Origin of the sequence: Bacteroides sp. 41_26 (assembly GCF_949740115.1) — a bacterium.
GTDB classification, from domain to species: Bacteria; Bacteroidota; Bacteroidia; order Bacteroidales; family Bacteroidaceae; genus Bacteroides; species Bacteroides nordii.
Map to the genome: position 1 here is coordinate 1 of NZ_CATJGZ010000079.1, position 25,531 is coordinate 25,531.

Here is a 25,531-nt window from a genome sequence, read left to right on the forward strand (position 1 = left end):
AAGGATGCTCGAATGGTGGAATGGTAGACACGAAGGACTTAAAATCCTTTGGCCATTGCGGCTGTGCGGGTTCAAGTCCCGCTTCGAGTACGAGTGTTCTTTGTGAAAAAGCTCTGTAAGAAATTTACAGAGCTTTTTTTGTTTTACTATTGGGAATTCAATCTATTTCACGGCAATTGAGTTTAATTCCGGCAAAAGGATGCCGTTACTATTAGTTTATGGTCATAGTGATTATTCTTGTACTTCTGATTATTTTTGTTGGAGTTGTTTATAACTCCCTTGTGAGGAAAAAGAACCAAGCGGAAAATGCTTTTGCTACGATTGACGTTATGTTGAAGAAGAGATATGATCTTATTCCTAATTTGGTAGCAACGGTTCGGCAGTATGCTAAATATGAGGAGGGAGTATTTACAAAACTGGCCGAAATGAGGAGCAAATCTTATGTTGCTCTTTCAAATAGTGAAAAAGCAAATCTGGACGATATTTTCACTCATGCCCATACCGGTTTATTGGCAATAGCGGAGAGTTATCCGGAACTAAAGGCTTCTGGTAATTTTATGCAATTACAGCGTTCTATTAATGAAACTGAAGAGCAACTGGCTGCTGCAAGGCGTACATATAATGCCTGTGTCACTGATTATAATAATGCAGTGCAGACCTTCCCATCTAACTTATTGGCTGGTGTCTTTGGGTTTAACCGTAAAGGGACATGGGCTATTCAGGAATCGGAACGTACTACTCCTGATGTAAAAGAATTACTTAATTCATAAAGGGCTTACTATGGGACAGTCACGCTTTGAATCATTGTCGCAGGAATTACCTTCTGTTTTGCAGGCTTTGGAAGATAAACGCCGGGAACTTAAATCTCAAGGTCATAAAGCGGGATTGTGGGGAGGCATTCTCTTTTTTATTGCTGGGGGGATACTATTAATTCTATCCGGTTATCCGGTAATCCTTTTATTATTTGTTGGAATTGTCTCTGCTCTCATTTATTATGCTTGTGTAAATAGTAAATCGAAGGATTTTTCTTTGCACTACAAAAACGAAGTGATTGCCCGGGTGATTGGTGCATTTTGTGATAATGCCACATATTCTCCCAATGAGGGGATTAATGAAGAGGTGTTTTCTAACTGTGGACTATTCCCTTGTGCTCCGGATCGCTATCACACCGAAGATTTGATTCATGGGTATGTGGATAAAACCGAATTTCTTTGTGCAGAGGTACGTGCCGAAGAAAGAAGGACGCAGGTGGGAGCTAAAGGGCAGACGCGGCAATACTATGTGAATATTTTCAGAGGGTTTCTGTTTATGGCCGATTTTCATAAAGACTTTAAAGGAAAGACAACGATTCTTCGGGATTGTTTTTTTAAACTAAGGTTTGGGGAGTCAAGGGTTAAGATGGAAAATCCCGATTTTGAGAATACATTTGATGTTTACTCTACCGATCAGGTTGAAGCCCGCTATCTTATTACACCTTCCATGATGGAGCGTTTGCTGGAGCTGGATCGTAAATTCGGGCAAGGAGTTACCATTAGTTTCCGGGACTCCACCATTCTGATTGCTATCCCGGATTCTAAGAATCATTTTGAGGCCAGTATATGGAATCCTATTACTAATATACAATCTCTCAGTGCTGAAATAGAGACAATTAGTGCACTAATCTCAATTGTTGATGATCTCAATCTGAATACTCGTATTTGGAGTAAAGAATAGAAGCCTATTAAAAAAAGAGGTCCATCTCTCTGAATGTATTATTGTAACCTTTCTATAATAGTTGAAACGCAGATTAACTCAAATTTTCACAGATCAGATAACTTTGTCATTGATTCTTTGCGAGAATCCGCGTTTATCTGCGTTTCGATCAAAAGATTGTTGCGTACTAATTCAGAAATATTATTTTGTGAATTTATTGACAAATACCGAATTATCTTTTAGATAAGCGGCTGAGAAGGTAATGGGCATACCAAAATCTTCCGGTGTCATTTTTTTGTTCAGGTAATTTATCAGATTTTTTAATGGATTGTCCGGATCAGTTTCTTCCATGTTATCATTGCCTATAGTCATACATCTTACAGTGGCATTTGCAATGACAGCCATACTTTCGCCAAGTATACTTGCTTCATCGTTTTCTGTCTTACTGATAATATCTTTAATCGCTGCTTTTACTGTTTGAGAATCAAAATCCGATTCGATGATTGCGACTGCTTTACGGCCAAACTGAATAGAACTGACATAAATAAGTTTGTCTTTTTGCTCAAGCACAGTAGGATCGTCACTTAGCGATTCAGGAAAGTCCATGTCTACAGAAAAGAAACTTTGACTGATACTTAATACAACAATTGTCTTTTTCTGCTTCTGGCGTGAAGTACCGAAGAAAAGGGACGGATTGATTTTCTGTCCGAAATAGATGGCTAATTCTTCATAAGATTTTATTTCGTCAATTGAACTGTTGAATTGATAGTTTGGTTTCAAGACATTGTTTTGTTGCAATCTTTCCCGGATCGCTTTCATCATATTGTCATAACCCGGTGTTATTTCCTGACTTTTCATTGGAAGGCTATAACTGATTGTAATAGGATTGAGGGAAACATCTAGAAATTGATGTGCATCACTGTTGATACTGCCGGGCTCTAATATGGCTCCTATAAATGTTTTGTCGGGAGCCTTTACGGTAAAGTTACTCGCTTCTTGTGCATAACCAGTTTGAATCACTAAAAGAAGCAATATGGCATATCTTATTTTTGTTTTCATCTTTCGTTGCTTTTATAGATTTATATTTATTCAAAAACAATTTGCTGCTTCAACCAGATAACAGATGATAGCCCGTCTTTACCTATATATTCCATTAAGTCGGAAAAAGATTTTAGTGAATACTCCTGTCCGATGGCATACAAAGTTCGTTGGTTGTTTACTCTTTCCTGAATATAGAAACCTATGTTAAGTGTAAAACTGTTTTTATCTTCTCTTGTTCCGCAATACTCCCATGTGTCCGATAGGTCATTATAAAGAAATACTTCATTATTGTGGGATTTCATTTTATATTTTTCAGTGATTCCGTAGTTTTTGATGATGAAGAGAGAATCATCTTTTAATTGCAATTCGGTTGGGCTAGTGAGTGATAAACGTTTTCCAAAATACTTACTTGATTCTTCGACAGGGAGATTCTGTACTTCCTGTTCTGTTTTCATTTGTTTTAGCTCCAGTATTTCTTGCGATTTGTATTTTAAAGTATATAATTCCCCGGTAGGAGCTGGTGGCTCGGGTTGTGGATCATTGTTAGTACAAGATGTAAAAGCAAGTGCTCCTATTAATAATGTGAAATAGAGCATTTTATTCTTTATCAACTTAAAAGGGTTTTGGACTATACTTATACTTACAGTGTAAGAAGCATTCTTTTTCAGGAGCTTTTTCATTATATTATGTATTGTTTATGTGATAGTTAAGATTGTCTATATTTAGTGATACTCTTTTGCAGAGTATAGTAATTTACTCTGCAAATATAATGATAATAGACAATCCTGTGCCGGTATTGTTCATATTTATATTTTATTATGGTTTCAGGTTGTGTACCACTTGTGAAAGCAGAAGGTAGAAGAAGACTTTTCTATATCAATTATGGGATAAAGAATATGCATTGAATAATGTGATATTTTCAGTTTATAAAAGTACGTATTTAAGTGTGTGTTAAGTACGTATTTTTACTGTTTAAGAGTACGTACTTTTATGCCTGAAGAGTACGTACTTTTATTTCATAGAAAAAGGATGTTTGGATTTACTCGTTAACATTGTTAATTTGTACTGAGCTTGTACTACACTTTATTATAAAGATACAAAGATAACAAATCTGAAGAAAGATAATAATAAAAAAGCCGGTTCCGATTTCGCATCGGGCCGGCTCCAATCTAACTTAATCTTAATCTGGTATATTTTGAAAACCTATGAAATCTTTCTGTTTTCTATAACACGCATAGCGGCTGTATAAAACTCACAAGGTACGGATAGTAAAATACGGTTAGTACCTTTATCTTTTATTGAAACTTCAATGTAAGCTGCATTCAGAAGTCTTTTTACGCTGGCAACTTCCCATGGGCTACCGGCAAAAACATCAATTTGGGAAATCTTTCTACTTGTAATCATTAGTTTTGGTTTTTATTGTATTTGATATTGCAAATATAGAGCATGTTTCTAATATGGATTATAACTTATCGTTCAATCTTTATAAGATTTGTTGCAAACGTTAGCAGGCATGATATAAACTGATACAATTAACGTTTCTTTTCCATTTCCGTCATTGTGGATGATTAGAGTTTCGGAAAATGAACAAAACAATGACCCGGAATATAAAATGCAAATTAGCACTGATCTTCGTGGAGTAAATGCCTGAATGAGGAATAAATTTACGAAGAGTCAATGCTAATCTGTGTTTTAGAACGCTTATCTATTAATGTATCTTATTTTTCATCGTTCTTACGAATTTCCACGCGGCGTATCTTTCCGCTGATAGTTTTGGGCAGTTCATCGACGAATTCAATGACACGTGGATATTTATAAGGTGCAGTAACCTTTTTGACATGGTTTTGAAGCTCTTTTATTAATGCTTCACCTGCTTGTGCTTTATATTCCTTAGACAGAACGATGGTAGCTTTTACCACTTGACCACGAATCTCATCGGGTACTCCCGTGATAGCACACTCAATAACAGCAGGGTGTGTCATCAAAGCACTTTCCACCTCAAACGGGCCGATCCGGTAACCGGAGCTTTTGATCACATCATCTGCACGCCCTACGAACCAAAGATAACCGTCTTCATCTTTCCAGGCTACATCTCCTGTATAATAAATGCCGTTATTCCATGCTTCATGGGTACGGTCTGCATCCCGGTAATACTCTTTAAACAGTCCTAATGGCTTTCCCTGGGTAGTACGAATGATGATTTGCCCTTGTTCACCTGCTTCCACAGAACGGCCCTCATTATCTATGAGATCAACATCATATTGTGGGTTGGGCACACCCATACTTCCCGGTTTGGGTTCCATCCAGGGGAAAGTGGCTACAGTCAAAGTGGTTTCAGTCTGTCCGAAACCTTCCATCAATTTGATTCCTGTCAGCTTTTTGAAAGTATCAAATACGGCCGGGTTCAGTGCTTCGCCTGCAATCGTACAGTATTGTAGTGAGGAGAGATCATACTTGGTCAGATCCTCATGAATCAGGAAACGGAAAATTGTTGGAGGGGCACAGAGTGAAGTGACATGATAATCCTGTATCTTTGTCAAGATATCACCCGGAGTAAATTTCTCATGGTCATATACGAAGATGTTTGCTCCGGCAATCCATTGTCCGTAAAGTTTTCCCCATACCGCTTTTCCCCAACCTGTATCCGCAATGGTGAGATGGAGGCTGTTTTCCGTGAGATTATGCCAGAAACTACCTGTTACGATATGTCCCAGTGGGTAGGTAAAGTCGTGTGCTACCATTTTCGGTTCACCGGTAGTACCCGAAGTGAAGTACATCAGTGAGATGTCATCATTTGTATTCGGATGTTCCGGTTTGACAAATGGAGTGGCAGATTCAATGCCTTTGTGGAAGTTTTCAAATCCTTCCGGCATCTCAGGACCTACGCTTACCAGTTTATGTACAGAAGGGCACTCGGGTATTGCTTCAATAATATGTTTCGTGATCTCTTCTTCGCCGGCAGCAACAATCATTTTGATGTCTGCGGCATTACAGCGGTATACAATATCTTTCTTTGTCAGCAGATGAGTGGCGGGAATAACCGTAGCACCCAGTTTGTGCAGGGCGATGATGCTGAACCAGAATTCATAACGGCGTTTCAGGATAAGCATTACCATATCCCCACGGCCGATGCCGAGTGATTGGAAATAAGAGGCTGTCATGTCTGTATAACGTTTCATGTCAGCAAATGTGAACTGGATATGTTCACCCTTATCGTTCGTCCACAACAGTGCGGGTTTATCCGGCTGTTCGGCAGCCCAGGTATCTACTACATCATACCCGAAATTGAAATTTTCGGGTACGTTGATTTTTAAGTTTTTGATAAAATCTTCCTGCGAAGAGAATGTTGTCTGTGATAAAAATCTTTCTACCATAATAATATTACATGATAACGGCGAGGAAACGCACTGGCTTTCCGTCAAGTGCTTTCATGCCATGTGGGAGTTTAGCGTTGAAATAGAGACTGTCACCTTCGTTCAGTATCAGATCTTTACCTTCGATGTTGACCAACATACGGCCTTCGAGTACTAAATTGAATTCCTGTCCGCTATGACTGTTGTAATGTATCGGTTCATCGTCTGGTTTTGGCTCAGCCGTTACAATAAACGGGTCGGCACTGCGATTTATGAATCCGGCAGCTAAAGACTGGTATTTATAGGCTTTGGTGCGTTCAATACTTATTCCTTTTCCGGCACGGGTCAGAAAGTAACTACTCATTTTAGGTTCTTCGCCAAACATAAGTGCATCCAGAGAGATACCATATTTATGTGCGATTTTTTGTAGCATACCTACTGAGATGTCGTATTGTCCTGTTTCTGCCAGGCGATATTCTTCTGCGGAGATATCACAATCGCGGGCGATATCTTCTGAGGTAAGTTCCAATACGTCACGCAATCCGCGCAATCGTTCGGCAATTTGTCTGATTTGGTCGTCCATGTATTTAATGTTTAATTGTTAATGTAATATTTAGCTTGGCGGTTTTAATGTTTGCAGTAATTATTTTTATAAGTTCTAAAAAAAATGACAATTCATCATTGAACATTATTTCGATGCCTTCATCGCCTTAATCACCGCAGAGGTGAATCCGGCATGTTCCAGTTCGTTAATTCCTTTAATGGTGATCCCGCCGGGAGTGGTTACTTTATCTATTTCAACACTGGGATGTGTTTCTTTATTTAGCAACAACTCTGCTGCTCCTTCCAAAGATTGTGCTACCATTTTCATAGCATCTTTCGGGGCGATTCCCATTTCAATACCTGCCTGCATAGCGGCTTGTACATACTTAAGCACGTATGCAATGCCACATGAAGTGAGAGCTGTAGCCGCTGCTATTTTACTTTCCGGTATAATCATTGTCAATCCCATTTCGTTGAATATATCCGTTAATATTTTTTTCTGTTTATCCGAAGCGTTCCGCGCAGAGATCAACGTCATACTGGCACGTTCGGCTATAGCAGTATTGGGGATGACACGGAAGATGGGCATCTCCGGTTCGCCACAAAAATGTGCCAGATCGTCAAAACAGATCCCGGCAGCTAATGAAACAAGTATCTGTGTACGTTTCAAGCGGAGTGGATTGAGTATTTCTTCTATCAGCCAAGGCTTTACTGCAACAATTACGATATCGGCATTAGCTGCTGCATCTATGTTATCGTTTGTTGTTTTAATATTGGGAAAGTCGGCTTTTAGCTTCTCCAGTTTTCCATTACTTGGATTAGAAACAATAATTTCGTGTCCTTGAATCAGATATCCCTGGGCTAAGCCACGTGCAATGGCAGAACCCATATTTCCTGCACCAATGATAGCTACTTTCATAATTTGATGTTATTTAGTACGTTGGAGACAAAGGTAAATGTAAAAAGTGAAAATATTAATAAATAAGGCATGTATTTTATTAACTTTGGTGGGAAATAGCTTGATATTTAATGATTTTATCTCCCGTAATAAACTACTAATTAGTGAAATGGCTGATGGAATGAATGAAATAGTGAGTCGTAGTTGAAAATAATTTTATTTTTTTTCGTATTTGAGGTTGGGTAAATATCAATGAGATTGTCTCAATTATAACAAATAACATTATGAAAGAACAAGAAACTGATTATATGCGCCGTCTTGCATTTAAGTATTTTGAAGGCAACTTACTTCCGGAAGAGGAGAAAGAACTGTTTGGTTTTCTTCGTAAAGAAGAGCAAAATATGCAGCTATTCCGGGAGTGGGAAGAAGAATGGTTTGTCTCTAATCAGAATACTTCGTATATAGATAATAAATGGAATCGTTTGTCCGGTAGATTGCATATGCAAGCTTTTGATATGCCGAAAACAAAAAAAATATATTCTATCGGGAAAAGGTTACTTCCATATGCTGCAATTTTTTTATTGGGTTTGTTCAGTACGGCTGTTTTTTGGGGCATATATGAGTTATCCCGGCAGGATGACGCTTTATTTACGCAATCGGAGTTTTTTGTACCAAGAGGTTCGCAGTCCAGAATATTACTGCCGGATAGTTCGGTTGTTTGGTTGAATGCAGGTTCTACTTTGCGCTATGACCGTTCCTTCGGCAGAGAAACACGTACTGTATATGTAGAAGGTGAAGGAATGTTTGACGTTACTAAAAATAAAGAGCTTCCTTTCATCGTGAAAAATGAAAAGATGGCCGTAATGGTTCATGGAACGGTATTCAATGTGAAATCATTTAAAGAAGATAGTATTTCAACTGTTGAATTGTTGCGAGGTTCTGTCTCCGTCACCTGTCTGTTTGCATCGCAATCCACTAATTTAGTTCCGGGCGAACGCCTGATTATTAATACGGTGAAGAAGCGGGCAAAGAAGGAACGTTTTGAAATTGATTCACATTTATCATGGCACGATGGAATATTGGCATTCTGTGACGAACCGCTTTGGGAAATTGCTAAAAAACTGGAACGTCGCTTTAACGTCAATATAACGATTAAGACGGAGGCACTGAAATCCAGGAGATATTATCTGACATTTGTCAACAGCGAGACGATTGACCAGATTTTAGATAAAATGAAAGAAGATGCGATACTACATATAAAAAAGAAAGATAATCAAATAGAAATATATTAATCCTACATTCATTTACCCGGGGAAGCGTTGAGGGATTATAGATAAAAATAGCGTTAATTAAAAGTTTAATATTTATGAGAAAATTACTATGTTTATTAGTGTTTCTCTATGTAATAGGTTTAGCTATGGCTCAAACCGGTACAGGAGTAACATTAAAGATGGTTGACAAGCCTATTTCGGCTGTTCTAAATGAAATAACAAAGAACGCAGGCTACTCTTTTGTAATCCCGACTAATGAGCTGAATGTAAAGAAACATGTAACTATAGATGTGAAAAATCAGTCTATTGATAAGGTTTTAGATCTTTTATTTAAGAATATGGATTGTGCTTATCGTATAGATGGTAAAAACGTGTATGTAAGCAAATCTGTCAAGCAGCAGAATGCGCACTCCAAAGGACAGGTAAAAGTTCGGGGTATAGTAATGGATGAAAATGGAGAACCTATCATTGGAGCTACTGTTATAAATAAGGCATCCAATATCGGTACAACAACAGATTTGGATGGTAACTTTTCTATGACGGTTCCTGAAGGGGGAATGATTGATATTTCATATATAGGATATACTTCGGCACAAATAAAAGCTACAGATGCTAAATCGTTGAATGTAAGATTGTATGAAGATACCAGGAAACTGGATGAAGTGATTGTTGTAGGATATGGTGTACAACGGAAGAGTGACTTGACCGGTGCCATAGCTTCAGTAAGTGCCGACGATTTGAATACAACTCCAACTACTACTATGGCCGAAATGTTGAGAGGTAAAGCTGCCGGTATACAGGTAAATATGACGAATGCAAAACCGGGTGGTAGTTCAAATATCTATATTCGTGGACGCCGTTCTTTATCAGGTGATAATGCTCCTCTTTATATAGTCGATGGTGTTCCGATGCAGTCAATTGATGAGATAAATTCAAGTGATATTGCTTCTCTGGAAGTATTGAAAGATGCTTCTTCACAATCTATTTATGGTGCTCGTGCTGCCAATGGTGTTATATTAATTACCACAAAGAGGGGCGTAGATGGAAAACCGCGTGTAGACTATAACTTCTATATTGGTAGTCAGAATATTCATCGTAATTTTGATTTCTATAATGGTGATGAGTGGGCTGCTTACCGCAGGGAAGCATGGAAAAACGCAAATGGGACAGATAATTATAATGAAGAAGACTGTTTCAGTGAAACGATGCGTGAGGTAATGCAGTCTGGTGAATGGGTGGATTGGGAGGATTTGATGATTAAGTCGGCTATGCAGCAAAAGCATGACATCACGATACGTAGTGGTAATGAAAAATCTAAAATGGCTTTCTCTTTAGGATATTACGATCAATCGGGTATGGTAATGAACTCAGGTTACAACCGTATCACCGGTCGATTGAATGTAGACCATAAGATATTTAAGACCTTGAGTTTGGGTGCCAATCTTTTCTATTCACATTCGAAAACAGAAAGTGCCGATGGCACATTCAACCGTTTTATTACGATGCCTCCATTAGCAAAAGTTTATAAGGATGATGGCTCATTGCGTATGGATGTAACAGATGCAGGTGAAAATCATTATAATCCGCTTTGGAATATGAATCGTGCCATTAACGATTTGAAAACAGATAATTTCCTTACTAACCTTTATGTGGATTGGGAAATCATACCGGGTCTGACATACCGTGCCAATGGGAGTATGACGTACCGGAATGAAAATACAGGTAGTTATTTATATCGGGATCACACTACAGGTAGGGATACTAACGGCAAAGCAACCGTAAAAACAAAATTGAGAACAGAATTTTTGTTTGAGAACATCTTGAATTATAATAAGGAATTCAATAAGATACACCGTCTTGGCATAACATTGATGCAGAGTGTAAACGCCATGAAGACAACAGAAACGGAACAAACAGCTATGGGGTTTTCGAGTGATGAAAAAGGGTATAATGCTCTTTCATCGGCAGTGAATTTTAATACTCCGATTCGTGGTATTTCCGAGAGAAAGCTTCTTTCTTATTTAGGACGTGTGAACTATACGCTGATGGACCGCTATATTTTTTCTGTTGCTTTACGTGTGGATGGTTCATCTGTATTTGGAAAGAATAATAAATATGGTTATTTCCCTTCTTTTGCAGCCTCCTGGAGACTTGGCGAAGAGAGTTTTATGAAGCGTGTAGATTGGGTATCGAACTTAAAACTCAGAGCATCTTGGGGACAGGTGGGAAACCAGGCTATTGATCCTTATTCTACTTTGGGACTGACGCAGGCACACATGAATGAATTTGGTGGTGAGAATAATGTCCAGGTAGGTTTCCTGCCGGGCGATGAACTATGGAATCCGGATTTGAAATGGGAAACTACTACTTCTACTAATATCGGACTTGACTTTGGATTTTTCAAAGAACGTATTAGTGGTACGTTGGAAGTATATCAAACGAAAACAACGGATTTGCTTGTAAAGCGTAAAATTAGCCAGAGTTTAGGATACTCAAGTCAATTGATGAATTTGGGTGAAGTAGAGAACAAAGGGGTGGAATTTTCTATTACCGGTTATCCGATCCGTAATAAGATACTGACCTGGGCGTTGAACTATTCTATTTCTGCCAATCGGAATAAAATTGTGAAGATTACCGGAGAGACGGACGAAGATGGAAAACCGTTGGACGATGTTACTTCAAAATGGTTTATTGGTAAACCGATGAATGTGTATTATGACTATAAGTTTGATGGAATATGGCAGACGGGTGATGATATTGAAAACTCACACATGCCTAATGCGCAGCCAGGTATGGTGAAAGTAGCAGATACGGATAAAAATGGTAGCCTTACAGAAGCAGACCGGGTTGTGTTACAGCGTGACCCAAAATGGATTTCTTCTTTCGGGACGTCTTTGAACGCCTATGGGGTAGATTTAAGTGTGGATTTCTATGTATCCCATGGTGGGGTGATAAACAATACCTATTTGACGAGTTGGGAACAGGGAGGTGATTTGTCTGGTAAGCGAAACGGAATCAAACGCGATTATTGGACTCTGGAAAATCCTTCGAATACGACTCCTGCTCCAAACTATACACAAGTTCCGGCCTACATCACTTCTTTGGGTTATCAGGATGCAAGTTACATTCGTCTGAGAAATCTGACAGTAGGTTACACCCTGCCTTTGGATATCAGCCGGAAGTTCTATGTGCAGAAATTGCGGGTATATTTTTCTGCCAATAATTTGTGGACTAAGACAAAAGTTCAGAGCTATAGCCCGGAAGTGAATACCGGTAGTTATCCCGAACCGAGAACATTGCTGTTTGGTGTGAACCTTTCATTCTAAGAAAAAACATATAAATCCATTGAAGATGAAAACAACTTTATCAAAAATATTAATAGCAAGTTTGGTTACGCTCGGCTTTACAGCTTGTGATTTTCTGGAAGAAGAGAGCCAGACTCGATATACGACTCAATATGTATTTGAGACAGAGGATGGATTAAGCCTGGCTGTAACGTCCCTATATGCATTGGATCGTAAATATCAGGATCAAAATGAAGGTTCAATTAATCTTGCATTGAGACGTGCTACCGATCTGAGCGTGACCAATGGAGGTACTGGTAACTTTTATGGTGCGTATGATCCTACTTATCTGAAATCCTCTGCTGCTCAACCGGCTGATATGTGGAAGGGTATGTACGGCATTATCGGTAAGTGTAATGACATTATAGAAGCAGCAAAGAAGCTACCGGAAACAGATGTGCTGAATAATCTGGTTGCACAGGCTAAAGCTTATAGAGCTCAGTCTTATTTCCTGTTATATCGTACGTTTGACCGTATTTGGTTGAATACTTCTTCTACTACTCCGGAGAATGTGAACGATAAGCGTGAGTTTAAACCGGCTACCAAAGAAGAGGTTTTTACACTTTTGTATGAAGATTTGGAATTTGCTATCAAATATCTGGAGTGGAAACCAAAAGATATAGGACGATTTAATCAAGCTGCCGCCCGTCATATTATGGCTGACATTGCACTTTGGAATGAAGATTGGCAGACAGTGCTCGACCAGATTGAGGCTATCGAAACTTCCGGAGCTGGTTATGAACTGGTAGATATTGATAAAATATTTAATGGAGATAACCTGAATCATAGTGAAGCTTTGCTTGTACAACAATGGAGTCGTAATCCGGGAGGTAATAATCTTGCGGATAACGGAGCAATTAAGGGACATTTTTATGCTTGCTGGTTCATAGCACCCTATCGTACCACTTTCGGAGGAGATGAATACTGTTGTGTTGAAAACTGGTCATACGGTTGGGGACGTTGTTATCCGAGTCCTTATCTTTTCTCATTGTATAAAGATAAAACGGTAGATAAGAGATACAAGGCTTTTTATATTCATCAGTACAAAAACTCGACAAATAAGACGATCCGCGGTGTGAAACCGGGTGAATATATAACAATGACGACTGGCGGATCCGTAGATAAGAACCTGTGTCCGGGATGTACCAAGTATGGAGATGTTTGGACACGTAGTACCACTGAACAGTATTCTTATAAGGACATTATTGTTTACCGTCTGGCTGAAACGTATATTTTGGCAACAGAAGCAGCGGTTCGTATGGGGAATAACGATTTGGCTAAAAAATATTTCAACAAGACATGGATGCGTGCTGGTAATCCGGAATTCACCGGAACGGTAACGATGCAGGATGTGATTGATGAACAGGCACGTGAATTGGCATTGGAAGGGCAACGCTGGTATTTCCTGAAACGTCATGGCATTCTGATCGATCAGGTGAAGAAATATGCAGGCGACCCTCGTATTTCCACTTCCATTGCCGGAAGAGTAAACTTACCTAAGAATCCACATTTCGTGAGATGGCCGATTCCGGAGGCGGAGGTTATTAATATGGGACCTGAAAATTTCCCTCAAAATGAAGGCTATAATTAAGCAATAAGGAATTGAATCATGAAGCAATATACCTTAAAGAAGGTAATTGACTTAAACGATTCGTACGATATAATCATTATTGGTGGTGGACCCGCCGGATGTGCAGCAGCCATTGCTGCTGCACGCGACGGCGCCAAGACACTATTGGTTGAAGCAACCGGTGTATTGGGAGGTATGGGGACAGCCGGGATGGTACCTGCATGGTGCTACTTCTCGGATGGTGAGAAGATTATATACCGTGGAATTGCAGAAAAAGTCTTTACCGAAGCCCGAAAGGGAGTTCCTCACGAGTCGGAAAATGCGATGAGTTGGGTTGATATTAATCCGGAACAATTAAAGTTGGTTTACGATCGGTTTGTAAAAGAGTCGGGAACTGAGATTCTGTTTTTTACCCGTTTAGCAGGAGTCGAAATGAAAAACCGGGAAGAGGTTGATTTTCTGTTATTGGCATCTAAAGAGGGACTTACTGCTTATAAAGCCAAAGTTTATATTGACTGTACAGGCGATGGAGATCTCGCGGCATGGGCCGGAGCTATTTACAAGGTAGGCAATGAAGATCATACGATACAATCGGCTACCCATTGTTTTTCACTGGCGGGTGTGGATATGTATTATTATTCGACCGGGATTCGTCTGCATGGCGATAATAAGAATAGCCCTGTGCACCAGATGGTGAAGGATGATAAGTATCCCTTGATTAAAGACGATCATTTATGCCAGAATCCTGTAGGACCGGGAGTAGTACAGTTCAATGCCGGACACATATCGATTGATACTTTGAACGATAGGGAGCTCAGTGTTGCTATGCTTCAGGGGCGTGAAATGGCAAACCAATATGTAGAAGCGCTTAAAGAGTATTATCCGCAAGCATTTGGACATGCTTTTGTGAACAATACGGCTCAATTGCTGGGGGTGCGTGAAGGGCGTAGGATCATAGGAGATTACATCCTGACATTAAGCGATTTTAAAGAACGTCGCCAGTTTAAGGATGAAATTGGGCGTAACAGTTATTATGTAGATGTTCATATTCCGGGTTCGGAAAGTGTTCATTATAAAAAGGGAGAATCTCATGGAATACCTTACCGTATTCTGACTCCCAAAGGACTTAAGAACTTATTGGTAGCTGGGCGCTGTGTCTCTTCCGATCCAATGGTATATGGCAGTATACGGGTGATGACTAATTGTTTGGTAATGGGCGAAGCTGCCGGAGCTGCTGCATATCTGTATATTAAAGGTCCTCACGATGTACATCAGATCGATACCGATCGGCTAAGAGATCGGTTGAAACAGGCAGGACAATATTTTTTATAAACCATTTTAATATTATATATTATGAAAACTAAAATTACTTCTTTTTTGGTATTGGCAGCAGCTTGCAGCCTAAGTTTGAGTGCACAAAGTAAAGACGATTTTACATCTAAAAAACTTTTTGAAGTATCTGATGTCACTTTCCCTTCCGATGGTTGGCCTGCTCTTTTTTCTGATAATAGCATGCGTGGCGTTGCTGTATATGGGAATGATTTGTATATCCCTGTACGTAATAGTACTATGGGTGGCAATTTTGTGTGTCGTTTAGATGCGACTACTGGTGAATTTGTATCTAAATTGAGTTTAAAGGGGAGTGACGGAAAAGAGGTCGTAACAGGAGGGCTCTTTGTAATTAATGACATTGCTGTTTCATCGGATGGTGCCGTTTTTGTATCGAATATGACTACTGATGCACGTTCGCAGAAATGGGACAAGACCAATGAAAAATGGGTTGATATGGCAGGAACTGTACCATTTAAAGTTTATAAGTATACGAATGCCAATGCAAATCCTGAATTGTTTTTGTCTTTTGATCCGGTGAAACAGGAAGCAACCATGGGAACAGCCAAAACAAATGCTTTCCGTATGGGGGATAGTTTTACTTTTAGTGGGACGAGCCAGTCCGGGAAGTTTCTCACCGGTATTGATAATTTACGAGAGCGTTGTTATGAATGGACGATAACCGATGGAGTGGTTGATCCTAATCCGTTGGTTGTTGCTTTTCAGAATAGCCTGCCGGAAGAAGGAAGTGATATATATGGAGTACTTGACCCTAAATTTGGCGGATATGGACGTTTTTATGCCGGATTTGATGAAGGTACTTACATTGAACGTTCCAGAGATGAAGGTAATTTTTTGCGCGTATTCAAACATGATGCAACATCAAAAGGCTGGTCTTATAACGTTCTGGAGCAAGGAGTACAACTGAATGACATGAGATTTGGTTCAGGAAACTCGGCTTATCCATTTGAATTCAATGGTCACAGGTATCTTGCGATGGTTGATTTTGGGGTTGCACAAAAAGGAATGAGTGACGCTCAAGGGGTAATTATCGATGTAACAAGTTGGACGAATCCGATTGAAGTGTTTAGGACAGCTACAATGGGTGATGATTATAACAATGGTACAACCGGCGTTGCTGTCTGGAAAAATGCAACAGGTTTCAATGTTTATTTTTTATCTCCGAATGGTTTGTATGGTTATGCCTTGACGAGCACAAAGCTTGTGGGCGTTGTCAATAATACGATTGATAAACAGGAATTATTTGTAACCACTGATCCGGCTTCACGTAAAGTGATTTTCTCCGAATTTGTAGATAAAGTAAGAGTTTATCAGGTTCAAAGTGGAATCGAAGTACGGAATGCTGCGAATATTAAAGAACTTCAGTTGTCGGATAAAGGAGCTTATATTCTGAATGTTGTGCAGAAAGATGGTCGCGTTGTAAATAAACGTGTGATTCTGTAAGAAAGTCTTTTTGAGGTAGAAAAATGGATAGAAGGAAGTTTGTAAAAAGCATGGGTCTTTTAGGTGGATTCGTTCTGAGTGGAACTACTTTTGCTGAAGCATTAGAAAGACAGGAATCAGGAAGAAAGCCCCGGTATGGTAATCACGGGAAGTCCGGTTGGGAAGTGATTGTCATCGGTGGAGGGGCTTCCGGATGTGCTGCTGCCATAGCGGCGGCACGTGAAGGAGCCAGAACGCTGCTGATAGAGGCAACTCATGTTTTAGGAGGAATGGGCACGTCGGGATTAATCCCGACGTGGACACCATTTTCAGGCAAGGATAAGACATCTTACGGAGGTATAGCAGAAAAGGTATTCAGGGTTTCGTGCAAAGAGATATATCACCCGAAACCGGAACAATCAGAGGCATTGCCTGTAGATGCAGAGGCTTTGAAACGGGCGTACGATGAGATGCTGGTCGAAGCAGGAGTAGAATTGCTTTTGGGTTCGCGCGTTGTGGAGGTAAAAAATAAGACGGATAAAGAGATTGAATCATTACTTGTAGCCAATCATACCGGGCTGACAGAATATAAAGCCGAGTTTTTTGTTGATTGTACTGGTAATGCAGGTATAGCCACCAGGTCTGGTGCCCGGTTACTAAAAACGGGTGATAGCGTGGAGGCAGGTTTTTGTTTTTTACTTGGTAATGTCGATTTTTACAGTTACAACTATCACTTTCGGAAACATCCGAGGGCTACTGCCGAAATCGTAAGGCAGTTGGTGTATTCCGGTAAATATCCGCTTCTAAAAGAATCGCATTTTGAAAATCAACTGATGCACTCTTCCATTGTGAAGTTCAGAGCCGGTTCGGTGTATGAGATAGATCCGGCTGAGCCGGACTCCTATTCGAAAGGATTGGTTCGTGGAAGAGCTATTGCACAACAAGTGTTACAAGCTTTAAAAGAATATTTTCCGGAGACATTTGCTGCTGCTGTTCTGATAAATAGTGGTACGCAACTGGAACTTCCGGTCTTGTCCCGTATTATGGGAGACTATATTTATACAAAAGAGGATTTCAATTTATGCAAATCGTTTGATGACGAAATAGGGTGCAGAATACCCTATCGTATCCTTACTCCGGTAGGATTACGAAATTTATTGGTTGCCGGGCAGGCTGTTTCCGCAGATACAGATATCTGTGAGTCATTGGGAACGATGCCGGCATGCTTGGTTACCGGTGAGGCAGCAGGTATGGCTGCCGGATTATTATTGAAGACAAAGACGAAGGATGTACATGCGATGGATATCTCTTTGCTTCGACACAGATTGAAAGAAGAAGGACAAAATATTTAAAACCAGAAAAACAGGAACTATATGCGTTTAGCTTTAATCATAGGTACTTTACTGAGTGTTACTACCGTTTGTGCAAAGAGTGATAAAACTCCGCTTTACAAGAATCCCTCTTTTTCGGTGGAACAACGGGTTGAGGATTTACTCAGCCGTATGAGTCTGGAAGAGAAAGTGGGACAGATGTGCCAATATGTAGGAATAGAACATATAAAAAATACGGAACTCAGATATAAAGGGAAAGTCGGGAAAAATGATGATGCCAACGCTACGTATAAAACACTTTCCATTGACGGATTACAAAAACTGACGGAGCAGGGACTTGTGGGTTCTTATCTCCATGTTGTTTCGGCAGATGAAGCTAATTATCTGCAAACATTGGCCATGAAGAGCCGTCTACAGATTCCGTTATTAATAGGTATCGATGCCATTCATGGAAATGGTTTGTGCGAAGGAGCTACTATTTATCCCACTCCGATTGGACAAGCTTCCACTTTCAATCCGGAATTAGTGAAGAAAGCTGCCCGTGAAACAGCTTTGGAGATAAGAGCTACCGGAGCTCATTGGGCTTTTGCACCGAACGTGGAAGTTGCTCGTGATCCACGGTGGGGAAGAATTGGTGAAACATTCGGCGAAGATACCTATTTGATCTCTAAAATGGGAGTGGCAACCGTGCAGGGGCTTCAAACCGATGATTTGAATGGAGAAGATAAAGTTCTGGCTTGTGGGAAACATTTGGTTGCCGGAGGAGAACCTGTAAACGGATTGAATGCTGCTCCTATGGATGCTTCGGAACATACATTGCGTGAGGTTTATTTACCTCCTTATCAGGCATTGATTGATGAGGCGCAGGTTTTTACGGTAATGGCTGCTCATAACGAGCTGAATGGTATCCCTTGCCATGCCAATAAATGGTTGATGACTGATATCCTCCGTAATGAATTCGGGTTTAAAGGTTTTATGGTCAGCGATTGGATGGATATGGAACGTATTTACTCGAGCCATCATTATACTCCCTCACTCAAAGAAGCTTATTATGAGAGTGTCATTGCTGGTATGGATATGCACATGCACGGGCCGGGATTCATGGAAAAGATGATTGAATTGGTAAAGGCCGGGCGCATTCCGGAAGAACGGATCGATGAGGCTTGCCGAAAGATTCTCGAAGCTAAATTTCGTCTGGGTTTGTTTGAGAACGTGATGGTTCATCACAAAAACAGCTTGAAAACCCTGTTCGGAGCTCATAAATCCACAGCGCTTCAAATGGCAGAACAATCTATTGTGTTATTGAAAAATGAGGGTATACTTCCGGTGGATGTCTCAAAGTATAAGAATATTCTTGTGACAGGGCCCAATGCAGACAGTGATGCTATTTTAGGAGATTGGACTTTTGCTCAGCCCAAAGAAAATATTGTGACTGTTTATGAAGGACTCCAAAAGGTGATTCCTGCTTCTAAGTTGAATTTTCTAAATTTGGGTGATGATGTTCGGACAGTGGATTCCACTTTGTTGGAGAAAGCGGGAGAGATGGCAAAGCATTCTGATTTGGCTATTGTAGTGCTTGGTGAGAATCCGTTACGGTATGATAAACGTAAGACGATGGGAGAAAATGTAGACCGTCAAACCTTGGATCTGTTAGGTATGCAAGAGGCATTGGTTCACCGGATTGAGGCTGTCGGAATTCCTGTTGTTGTCGTATTGGTAGGAGGCCGTCCGCTGACAGTTACTTCACTGGTGAATACAGTTCCGGCTATTCTTCAGGCATGGGAACCCGGCTCGATGGGAGGAGAAGCGGTTGCCAATGTGATTATAGGTAAAGTGAATCCTTCCGGTAAACTGCCTGTTACTATGCCTCGTTCTGTGGGACAGTTGCAGATGATTTACAATCATAAACCATCGCAGTATTTTCAGAAATATAAAGATGGTGAAAGTACTCCTTTGTATCCTTTCGGACACGGATTGAGCTATACTACTTTTGCTTACGACCATTTGAGTGTTGTTAAACAGCGGTTACAGCCCGGCGATTCTTTTAAGGTATCTGTTGAAGTCAGTAATATTGGTAAGGTGGAAGGTACAGAAGTTGTTCAACTGTATATTCGTGATTTATATAGTTCTCCCACACGTCCGGTTCGTGAGTTGAAAGACTTTGCGAGGGTTAGTCTGAAGCCGGGAGAAAAAAGAGAGGTCTCTTTTATGATAACTCCCGATAAACTGGCTTATTATAACCGGGAAATGAAAAAGGTGGTTGAACCCGGTGAGTTCGAGATAATGCTGGGTGGTTCTTCAGACGAAGGACAGCTTAAAAAAGTAAAGATTGAAGTCATACCCTCTTATGAATAGACTCAATATATCCGGTTTGCTGATTTGTACTTTAAATAATAACCTATTTACTTCAGATTTATGAAATATATCCGATTGACAGTATTTGTAATTTTCTCGGGACTGATGGTTGGCACCTTGAGTAGCCAAAAACGGAATGTACCTGCTGCCAAAGATTTGATGACTTATAAACTCCCCCGAAATGTTATTTATAAAAAAGGGTGGATTGATTTTAATAAAAACGGTGTAATGGATATCTATGAGAATCCGAATGCACCTTTGGAACAACGTATAGAAGATCTACTGTCGCAAATGAACGTAGAAGAGAAGACATGCCAAATGGTTACTCTGTACGGATATAAACGTGTATTGGCCGATGATCTGCCCACTCCGGAATGGAAGAAGAAACTATGGAAAGATGGAATGGGAGCTATCGATGAACATCTGAATGGTTTTCAACAGTGGGGGTTGCCGCCATCGGACAATCCTTTTGTCTGGCCGGCCTCCCTGCATGCCTGGGCTTTGAACGAGGTGCAACGTTTCTTTATTGAAGAGACACGTCTGGGTATTCCGGTGGATTTTACGAACGAGGGCATTCGGGGAGTAGAGAGTTTTAAAGCTACTAATTTTCCCACTCAGTTGGGATTAGGACATACCTGGAACAGGGAATTGATTCATAAGGTAGGCTATATTACCGGTCGTGAAGCGCGACTTTTAGGGTATACCAATGTGTATGCTCCTATTCTTGACGTAGGGCGTGATCAGCGTTGGGGACGTTATGAGGAAGTATACGGCGAGAGCCCTTATTTAGTGGCGGAACTGGGTGTTGAGATGGCTCGTGGGTTACAGAAAGATTATCAGGTGGCCGCTACTGCCAAGCACTTTATAGCTTATAGTAATAATAAAGGTGCTCGCGAAGGCATGGCTCGTGTAGATCCTCAGATGTCTCCTCGCGAAGTGGAAAATATCCATGTATATCCTTGGAAAAGAGTTATAAAAGAAGCCGGTATACTGGGTGTAATGAGTTCTTACAATGATTATGACGGTTTCCCGATACAGGGAAGTTATTACTGGCTGATGACTCGGTTGCGTAGAGAAATGAGGTTCAGGGGATATGTAGTATCTGATAGTGATGCAGTAGAATATCTGTATTCTAAACATGGTACGGCTGCCGATATGAAAGAAGCTGTGTTGCAGGCAGTACAAGCTGGATTAAATGTGCGTTGCACGTTCCGCTCTCCCGATTCATATGTACTTCCTTTACGTGAACTGATAGCCGAAGGAGCTATCAGCATGGAGACCATTGACGAGCGCGTACGTGATATTCTGCGCGTAAAATTCATGGTAGGCTTGTTTGATGCTCCTTATCAGACCAATTTGAAACAAGCCGATGTAGAAGTGAACAGCATGGAAAATCAGGCAGTGGCTTTGCAGGCTTCCCGTGAGTCAGTCGTGCTTTTAAAGAATGCAGACTGCCTGTTACCTTTGTCGAAAGAAACCATTAAAACGATTAGTGTCTGCGGGCCGAATGCAGATGATGCCAGCTATGCATTGACACATTACGGGCCATTGGCAGTAGAAGTAACTACCGTGCTGCAAGGTATTCAGGATAAAGTAGGAAACACAGCACAAATACTCTATACCAAAGGTTGCGAATTGGTTGACAAAAACTGGCCGGAATCGGAAATACTTCCTTCCGAACCGGATACGGAAGAAATGAAAGAGATTCAAATAGCAGTAGACAATGCACGTAAAAGTGATGTGGCTGTTGTGGTACTTGGAGGCAATAACCGTACTTGTGGCGAAAATAAATCGCGTACCAGTCTGGAACTTCCCGGGCACCAGTTACGCTTGTTGCAAGAAGTAGTGAAGAGTGGCAAACCGGTAGTATTGGTCCTTGTCAATGGGCGTCCCCTGTCGGTGAATTGGGCGGATAAACATGTCCCGGCAATTGTTGAAGCATGGTATCCGGGTTCGCAAGGAGGAAAAGCACTTGCCGACATTCTGTTTGGCGATTACAATCCCGGGGGCAAACTGACGGTTACCTTTCCGAGAACTGTTGGGCAGATACCTTTTAATTTTCCTCACAAACCCTCTTCACAGGTGGACGGTGGAAACAAAACAGGGCTTACAGGAAACATGAGCCGGGTGAATGGTGCACTTTATCCGTTTGGATATGGCTTGAGTTACACTACTTTCAAGTATTCCGATTTAACATTCTCTTCGGAAAAGATAACGCCTGAACAAAGTCTGGTTGTCCGTTGTCGGGTAACTAATACAGGCAGCAAGGCTGGAGATGAAGTAGTACAACTCTACATACGTGATGTGCAGAGCAGCGTAACTACTTATGAGAAAAACTTGCGCGGGTTTGAACGCGTTCATCTGAAACCGGGTGAAAGCAAAGAAATCTCTTTCATGGTTACTCCTGCCGATCTGGAGCTATTGAACCTGAAGAATGACTGGGTCGTAGAGTCCGGTGAATTTAAGGTGATGATTGGAGCTTCTTCTGAAGATATACGTTTAGAGAAGCCGTTTATGGTGTTGCCTTACAATGAATTGAATATTCAGAAAAAGATTATTCCTAATGAGGTACTTTTACCGATATTAGATAGTAATATGGAAACTTACTGGACAGGTAAAAAGGGAGATTATATTAACATACCGATGGATTCTAATGCCGGTCCGGATAGAATAGGAATTTGCTGGAAAACTCCTGCTGCCGGTTTTGAAATTCAGGCATCCAGTGGAGGCGGACAGTTTCTGACAGTCTACAAAGGAATTGCTGATCGTACCGGAGAGGTGGTTTATTATCCTTTGGATTTGAAAACAGTGAGTGATATACGCATTTTGGTGACGGAAGGCGAAGCTTCGGTTGCCGAGGTGAAAGTAAAGGGGATAAAACAGTAAAAAACTATTTATATATTTAATTACCATGAAAAAAAGTAGTATGATGAGTTTGAATTTAGTTGCTCAGTTCTTTTTGGCTCTCTTTCTGGTCTTGAACGCAGGATGTAGCTCGGACGATGATGGTTCGGGAACGGATGATCCTTCGACTAACAGAACCGTATTGAAACAGGATAAAGATTTTAAGGTCAATGCGGTCGATTTAGGTAAATATGCACGGATCGTGATGGCACAAGAGAAAGTAGATCTTGAATTTAAATTTGCTGCGAGTACCATTAATAAGGTAGAAGTAAAGCCGGCATCTCTTGGCATTCAGTGTGAAGTGAAAGGAAATAAAGTAACTCTGCTTGATGTGAAACCTTGTAAGGCTGCTATTACGATTAATGAAGACTACGAGAATCCGATTTATCTTTTTGTAGATGGAAAGGCTCCGAAGGAATGGAATAATTTACCGGCTAACACGATCCGTTATACCAAAGGCACTCATACGGTCAATCCCACATTTGATCAGGATGATGTTACTATCTTTCTGGAAGAGGGAGCGGTGATCACTGGTTTTATTTATGCTAATGGTAAGCAAAATATTCGTATCTTAGGATATGGAGTGATTGATGGGCGTTTGGCGCAGAAGGCTATACGTGTCGAAAAGTGTAAGAATGTAGAGATTAATGGCCCCTTGATTATGAGCCGGACAGGTTGGTGCAGTTCTTTCTTTGAGTGTGATGGCGTTAAAATAGATAATATGAAGATTCTTGGATCTGATGTCTATTCGGATGGTATCGACTTGGTAGGCTCATCCAATGTAGAAGTGAATGATGTATTTATCCGGAATGAAGACGACTGCATTGCGATTAAGACCAATAAGTTTGGTTTTTCGGGCAATGTGGAGAACATTACAGTAAAGAACTCTGTACTTTGGGGAGGTAATCTCGGTAATTGTATGGAAATCGGTTGGGAACTGGATGGAGCCTATCTGCGCCATATCCGTTTTGAAAATATGGATGTGATTCGTAAAGAGTCTAGCGATCATAAGTGGTATCGTGGTATCATGTCTATTCATCAATGTGGCAATTCCACTATTTCCGATGTTCTTTATAAGGATATTCGTATGGAATCGGCCTTTGAACATCTTATTTGGATGGAGCTTCGTCCGGCTTATGGTGAGTGGGGCAGTGGTGGCGGGTCCATTGATGGTGTTCGTTTCGAGAATTTGGAATATACCAATGGTGAAGATGTACCAATCCTTATTCAGAAGAACTCTACCGGTAGTATTAAAAACGTTGTATTCTCGGGATTAAAGTACAAAGGTAGAACTATTTCGGATACCTCCGATCCTGTTTTTGACCTTAGAGAAGCTGATGTAAGGTTTGAATAGAATTTCTTTTTTATGGGAGTTGGTTTTATGAATTAATATGCTAATTTTGTACATTAATTTGTTTAACCACTAATCGGCTTGTGAGGCAATGGACAGGTAGTTTGTCATATGGATGTGTATAATGATGAAAAAACATTGATAAAAGCAATCAGTTGCGGGAATAAGGATGCATTTGAATATATTTTTAAACGATATTATCAGAGGTTGACAGGCTTTGGTAGGCGATATATTCAGGATACAGAGGTAGTACAGGATATTGTTCAGGATTGTTTTGCTGTTTTATGGGAAAAGCATTCTTCCGTTTCCGTCCTTTCTGTTTCCATTTCTTCATTCTTGTTTGCTATGGTACGTAATGGTTGCCTGAATCATATTAAGCACGAACAGGTTATTCAGAGATACGAGATAGAGTATCAGTCCTTTGCCGAAGGTGAAGAAAGGCTGTATCATATAGATTTCGGATTGGAAGTGGAACACAAACTACTGTACGAAGAGTTGAAAGAAAAGATTACTCAGGTTGTGGACCAATTGCCTGAACGCTGCCGGGAAGTGTTTATATTGAGTCGCTTCGAGGGACTTAAGAACCGGGAAATAGCCGAAAAGCTACAGATATCGACTACAGCAGTTGAAAAACACATATCGAAAGCAATGCGAAAATTTTCTGAATGTTTCAAAGACGAGTATTCGTTCGATGTCTATATTATTGTTATTGCATGGCTCATCGGGCCTTATAACTGATTTTATAAATTGTACATTCGTCTTGATGCTGCTGGAATAACCTTTATCCCAAGTGCTACAGGTATTTCAGTCGGAAGTAATTCGGAATATTCAGTAAATGTCCTACTTTTATATTTTACTGGAGAGCAAATTTCATTTTCTGATGGAATTTGCTCTTCATTTTTTCATTCATTTCGTATTTCTCGCCTAAAAATTTAAACCCTAAACCGGTTATCTTAGAATCGCTTTGTGGAATTGGAAAGAGATATGATTCTTCCTTTGGCTATCTTTAGCAAGAAAGCATTACTTGGTAAATGCGCAAAGGTAGATTTTATTGATGGTGTACCTTTGTAGGTTGGTCATAATCAGCGTATTTTTGTGCGCAAGGT

Annotated in this window: 18 protein-coding genes and 1 tRNA gene; 13 read left to right on the top strand and 6 right to left on the bottom strand. The window is 40.4% G+C overall.

The window, feature by feature from the left end:
* Positions 1–6 precede the first annotated feature (6 nt).
* The 3 genes from QX565_RS10435 to QX565_RS10445 all read left to right on the top strand — a co-directional run bounded on the left by QX565_RS10435 (position 7) and on the right by QX565_RS10445 (position 1,713).
* Positions 7–90 (top strand) — tRNA-Leu (locus QX565_RS10435).
* 128 nt (positions 91–218) lie between these two features.
* Positions 219–770 carry a LemA family protein gene (locus tag QX565_RS10440; protein ID WP_221650270.1) on the top strand — a complete coding sequence of 184 codons (552 nt, stop codon included), beginning with the start codon at positions 219–221 and terminating at the stop codon, positions 768–770.
* A 10-nt stretch (positions 771–780) separates the two neighbouring features.
* Positions 781–1,713 (top strand): DUF3137 domain-containing protein, encoded by a 933-nt coding sequence (locus QX565_RS10445; RefSeq protein ID WP_289292718.1) that lies wholly within the window; start codon positions 781–783, stop codon positions 1,711–1,713.
* A 180-nt stretch (positions 1,714–1,893) separates the two neighbouring features.
* Here the strand turns inward: QX565_RS10445 and QX565_RS10450 are convergent, their stop codons facing one another.
* The 6 genes from QX565_RS10450 to proC form a co-directional block, all read right to left on the bottom strand.
* Entirely contained in the window at positions 1,894–2,751 is an 858-nt protein-coding gene (locus QX565_RS10450; RefSeq protein WP_289292719.1) for a thiol-activated cytolysin family protein, read from the bottom strand.
* Between the two features lie 26 nt (positions 2,752–2,777).
* Positions 2,778–3,413: a hypothetical protein gene (locus QX565_RS10455; protein ID WP_221650273.1), complete on the bottom strand. Its 636-nt coding sequence runs from the start codon at positions 3,411–3,413 to the stop codon at positions 2,778–2,780.
* Positions 3,414–3,936: 523 nt separating this feature from the next.
* Positions 3,937–4,137: a DUF2007-related protein gene (locus QX565_RS10460; protein ID WP_289292720.1), complete on the bottom strand. Its 201-nt coding sequence runs from the start codon at positions 4,135–4,137 to the stop codon at positions 3,937–3,939.
* 314 nt (positions 4,138–4,451) lie between these two features.
* Entirely contained in the window at positions 4,452–6,107 is a 1,656-nt protein-coding gene (locus tag QX565_RS10465; RefSeq protein ID WP_289292721.1) for an AMP-binding protein, read from the bottom strand.
* Positions 6,108–6,114: 7 nt separating this feature from the next.
* Positions 6,115–6,669, bottom strand: coding sequence for a helix-turn-helix domain-containing protein (locus QX565_RS10470; RefSeq protein WP_195660556.1), 555 nt, complete (start codon positions 6,667–6,669; stop codon positions 6,115–6,117).
* Between the two features lie 105 nt (positions 6,670–6,774).
* Positions 6,775–7,548, bottom strand: a complete 774-nt coding sequence (gene proC / locus QX565_RS10475; RefSeq protein WP_221650276.1) for a pyrroline-5-carboxylate reductase — start codon at positions 7,546–7,548, stop codon at positions 6,775–6,777.
* Between the two features lie 263 nt (positions 7,549–7,811).
* On the opposite strand from proC, the gene QX565_RS10480 reads away from it, so the two are divergent.
* From QX565_RS10480 to QX565_RS10525, 10 genes are all read left to right on the top strand, one after another.
* Positions 7,812–8,819: a FecR family protein gene (locus QX565_RS10480; RefSeq protein ID WP_289292722.1), complete on the top strand. Its 1,008-nt coding sequence runs from the start codon at positions 7,812–7,814 to the stop codon at positions 8,817–8,819.
* A gap of 74 nt (positions 8,820–8,893) precedes the next feature.
* Positions 8,894–12,124: a TonB-dependent receptor gene (locus QX565_RS10485; RefSeq protein WP_289292723.1), complete on the top strand. Its 3,231-nt coding sequence runs from the start codon at positions 8,894–8,896 to the stop codon at positions 12,122–12,124.
* 25 nt (positions 12,125–12,149) lie between these two features.
* Positions 12,150–13,733, top strand: coding sequence for a RagB/SusD family nutrient uptake outer membrane protein (locus QX565_RS10490; protein WP_289292724.1), 1,584 nt, complete (start codon positions 12,150–12,152; stop codon positions 13,731–13,733).
* An 18-nt stretch (positions 13,734–13,751) separates the two neighbouring features.
* Positions 13,752–15,044: an FAD-dependent oxidoreductase gene (locus QX565_RS10495; RefSeq protein ID WP_289292725.1), complete on the top strand. Its 1,293-nt coding sequence runs from the start codon at positions 13,752–13,754 to the stop codon at positions 15,042–15,044.
* A 21-nt stretch (positions 15,045–15,065) separates the two neighbouring features.
* On the top strand, positions 15,066–16,505 hold the full coding sequence (locus tag QX565_RS10500; RefSeq protein ID WP_289292726.1) for a hypothetical protein: 1,440 nt from the start codon (positions 15,066–15,068) through the stop codon (positions 16,503–16,505).
* 23 nt (positions 16,506–16,528) lie between these two features.
* Positions 16,529–17,836: an FAD-dependent oxidoreductase gene (locus QX565_RS10505; protein ID WP_289292727.1), complete on the top strand. Its 1,308-nt coding sequence runs from the start codon at positions 16,529–16,531 to the stop codon at positions 17,834–17,836.
* 21 nt (positions 17,837–17,857) lie between these two features.
* A complete protein-coding gene (locus QX565_RS10510) occupies positions 17,858–20,170 on the top strand; it encodes a glycoside hydrolase family 3 N-terminal domain-containing protein (RefSeq protein WP_289292728.1) in 2,313 nt (770 codons plus the stop codon).
* A gap of 105 nt (positions 20,171–20,275) precedes the next feature.
* Positions 20,276–23,056, top strand: coding sequence for a glycoside hydrolase family 3 C-terminal domain-containing protein (locus tag QX565_RS10515; protein WP_289292787.1), 2,781 nt, complete (start codon positions 20,276–20,278; stop codon positions 23,054–23,056).
* Positions 23,057–23,081: 25 nt separating this feature from the next.
* Complete coding sequence (locus QX565_RS10520) at positions 23,082–24,428, top strand: glycosyl hydrolase family 28 protein (RefSeq protein WP_289292729.1); 1,347 nt, start codon at positions 23,082–23,084, stop codon at positions 24,426–24,428.
* A 108-nt stretch (positions 24,429–24,536) separates the two neighbouring features.
* On the top strand, positions 24,537–25,163 hold the full coding sequence (locus QX565_RS10525) for an RNA polymerase sigma-70 factor (RefSeq protein WP_289292730.1): 627 nt from the start codon (positions 24,537–24,539) through the stop codon (positions 25,161–25,163).
* The last annotated feature ends 368 nt before the right edge of the window (positions 25,164–25,531 follow it).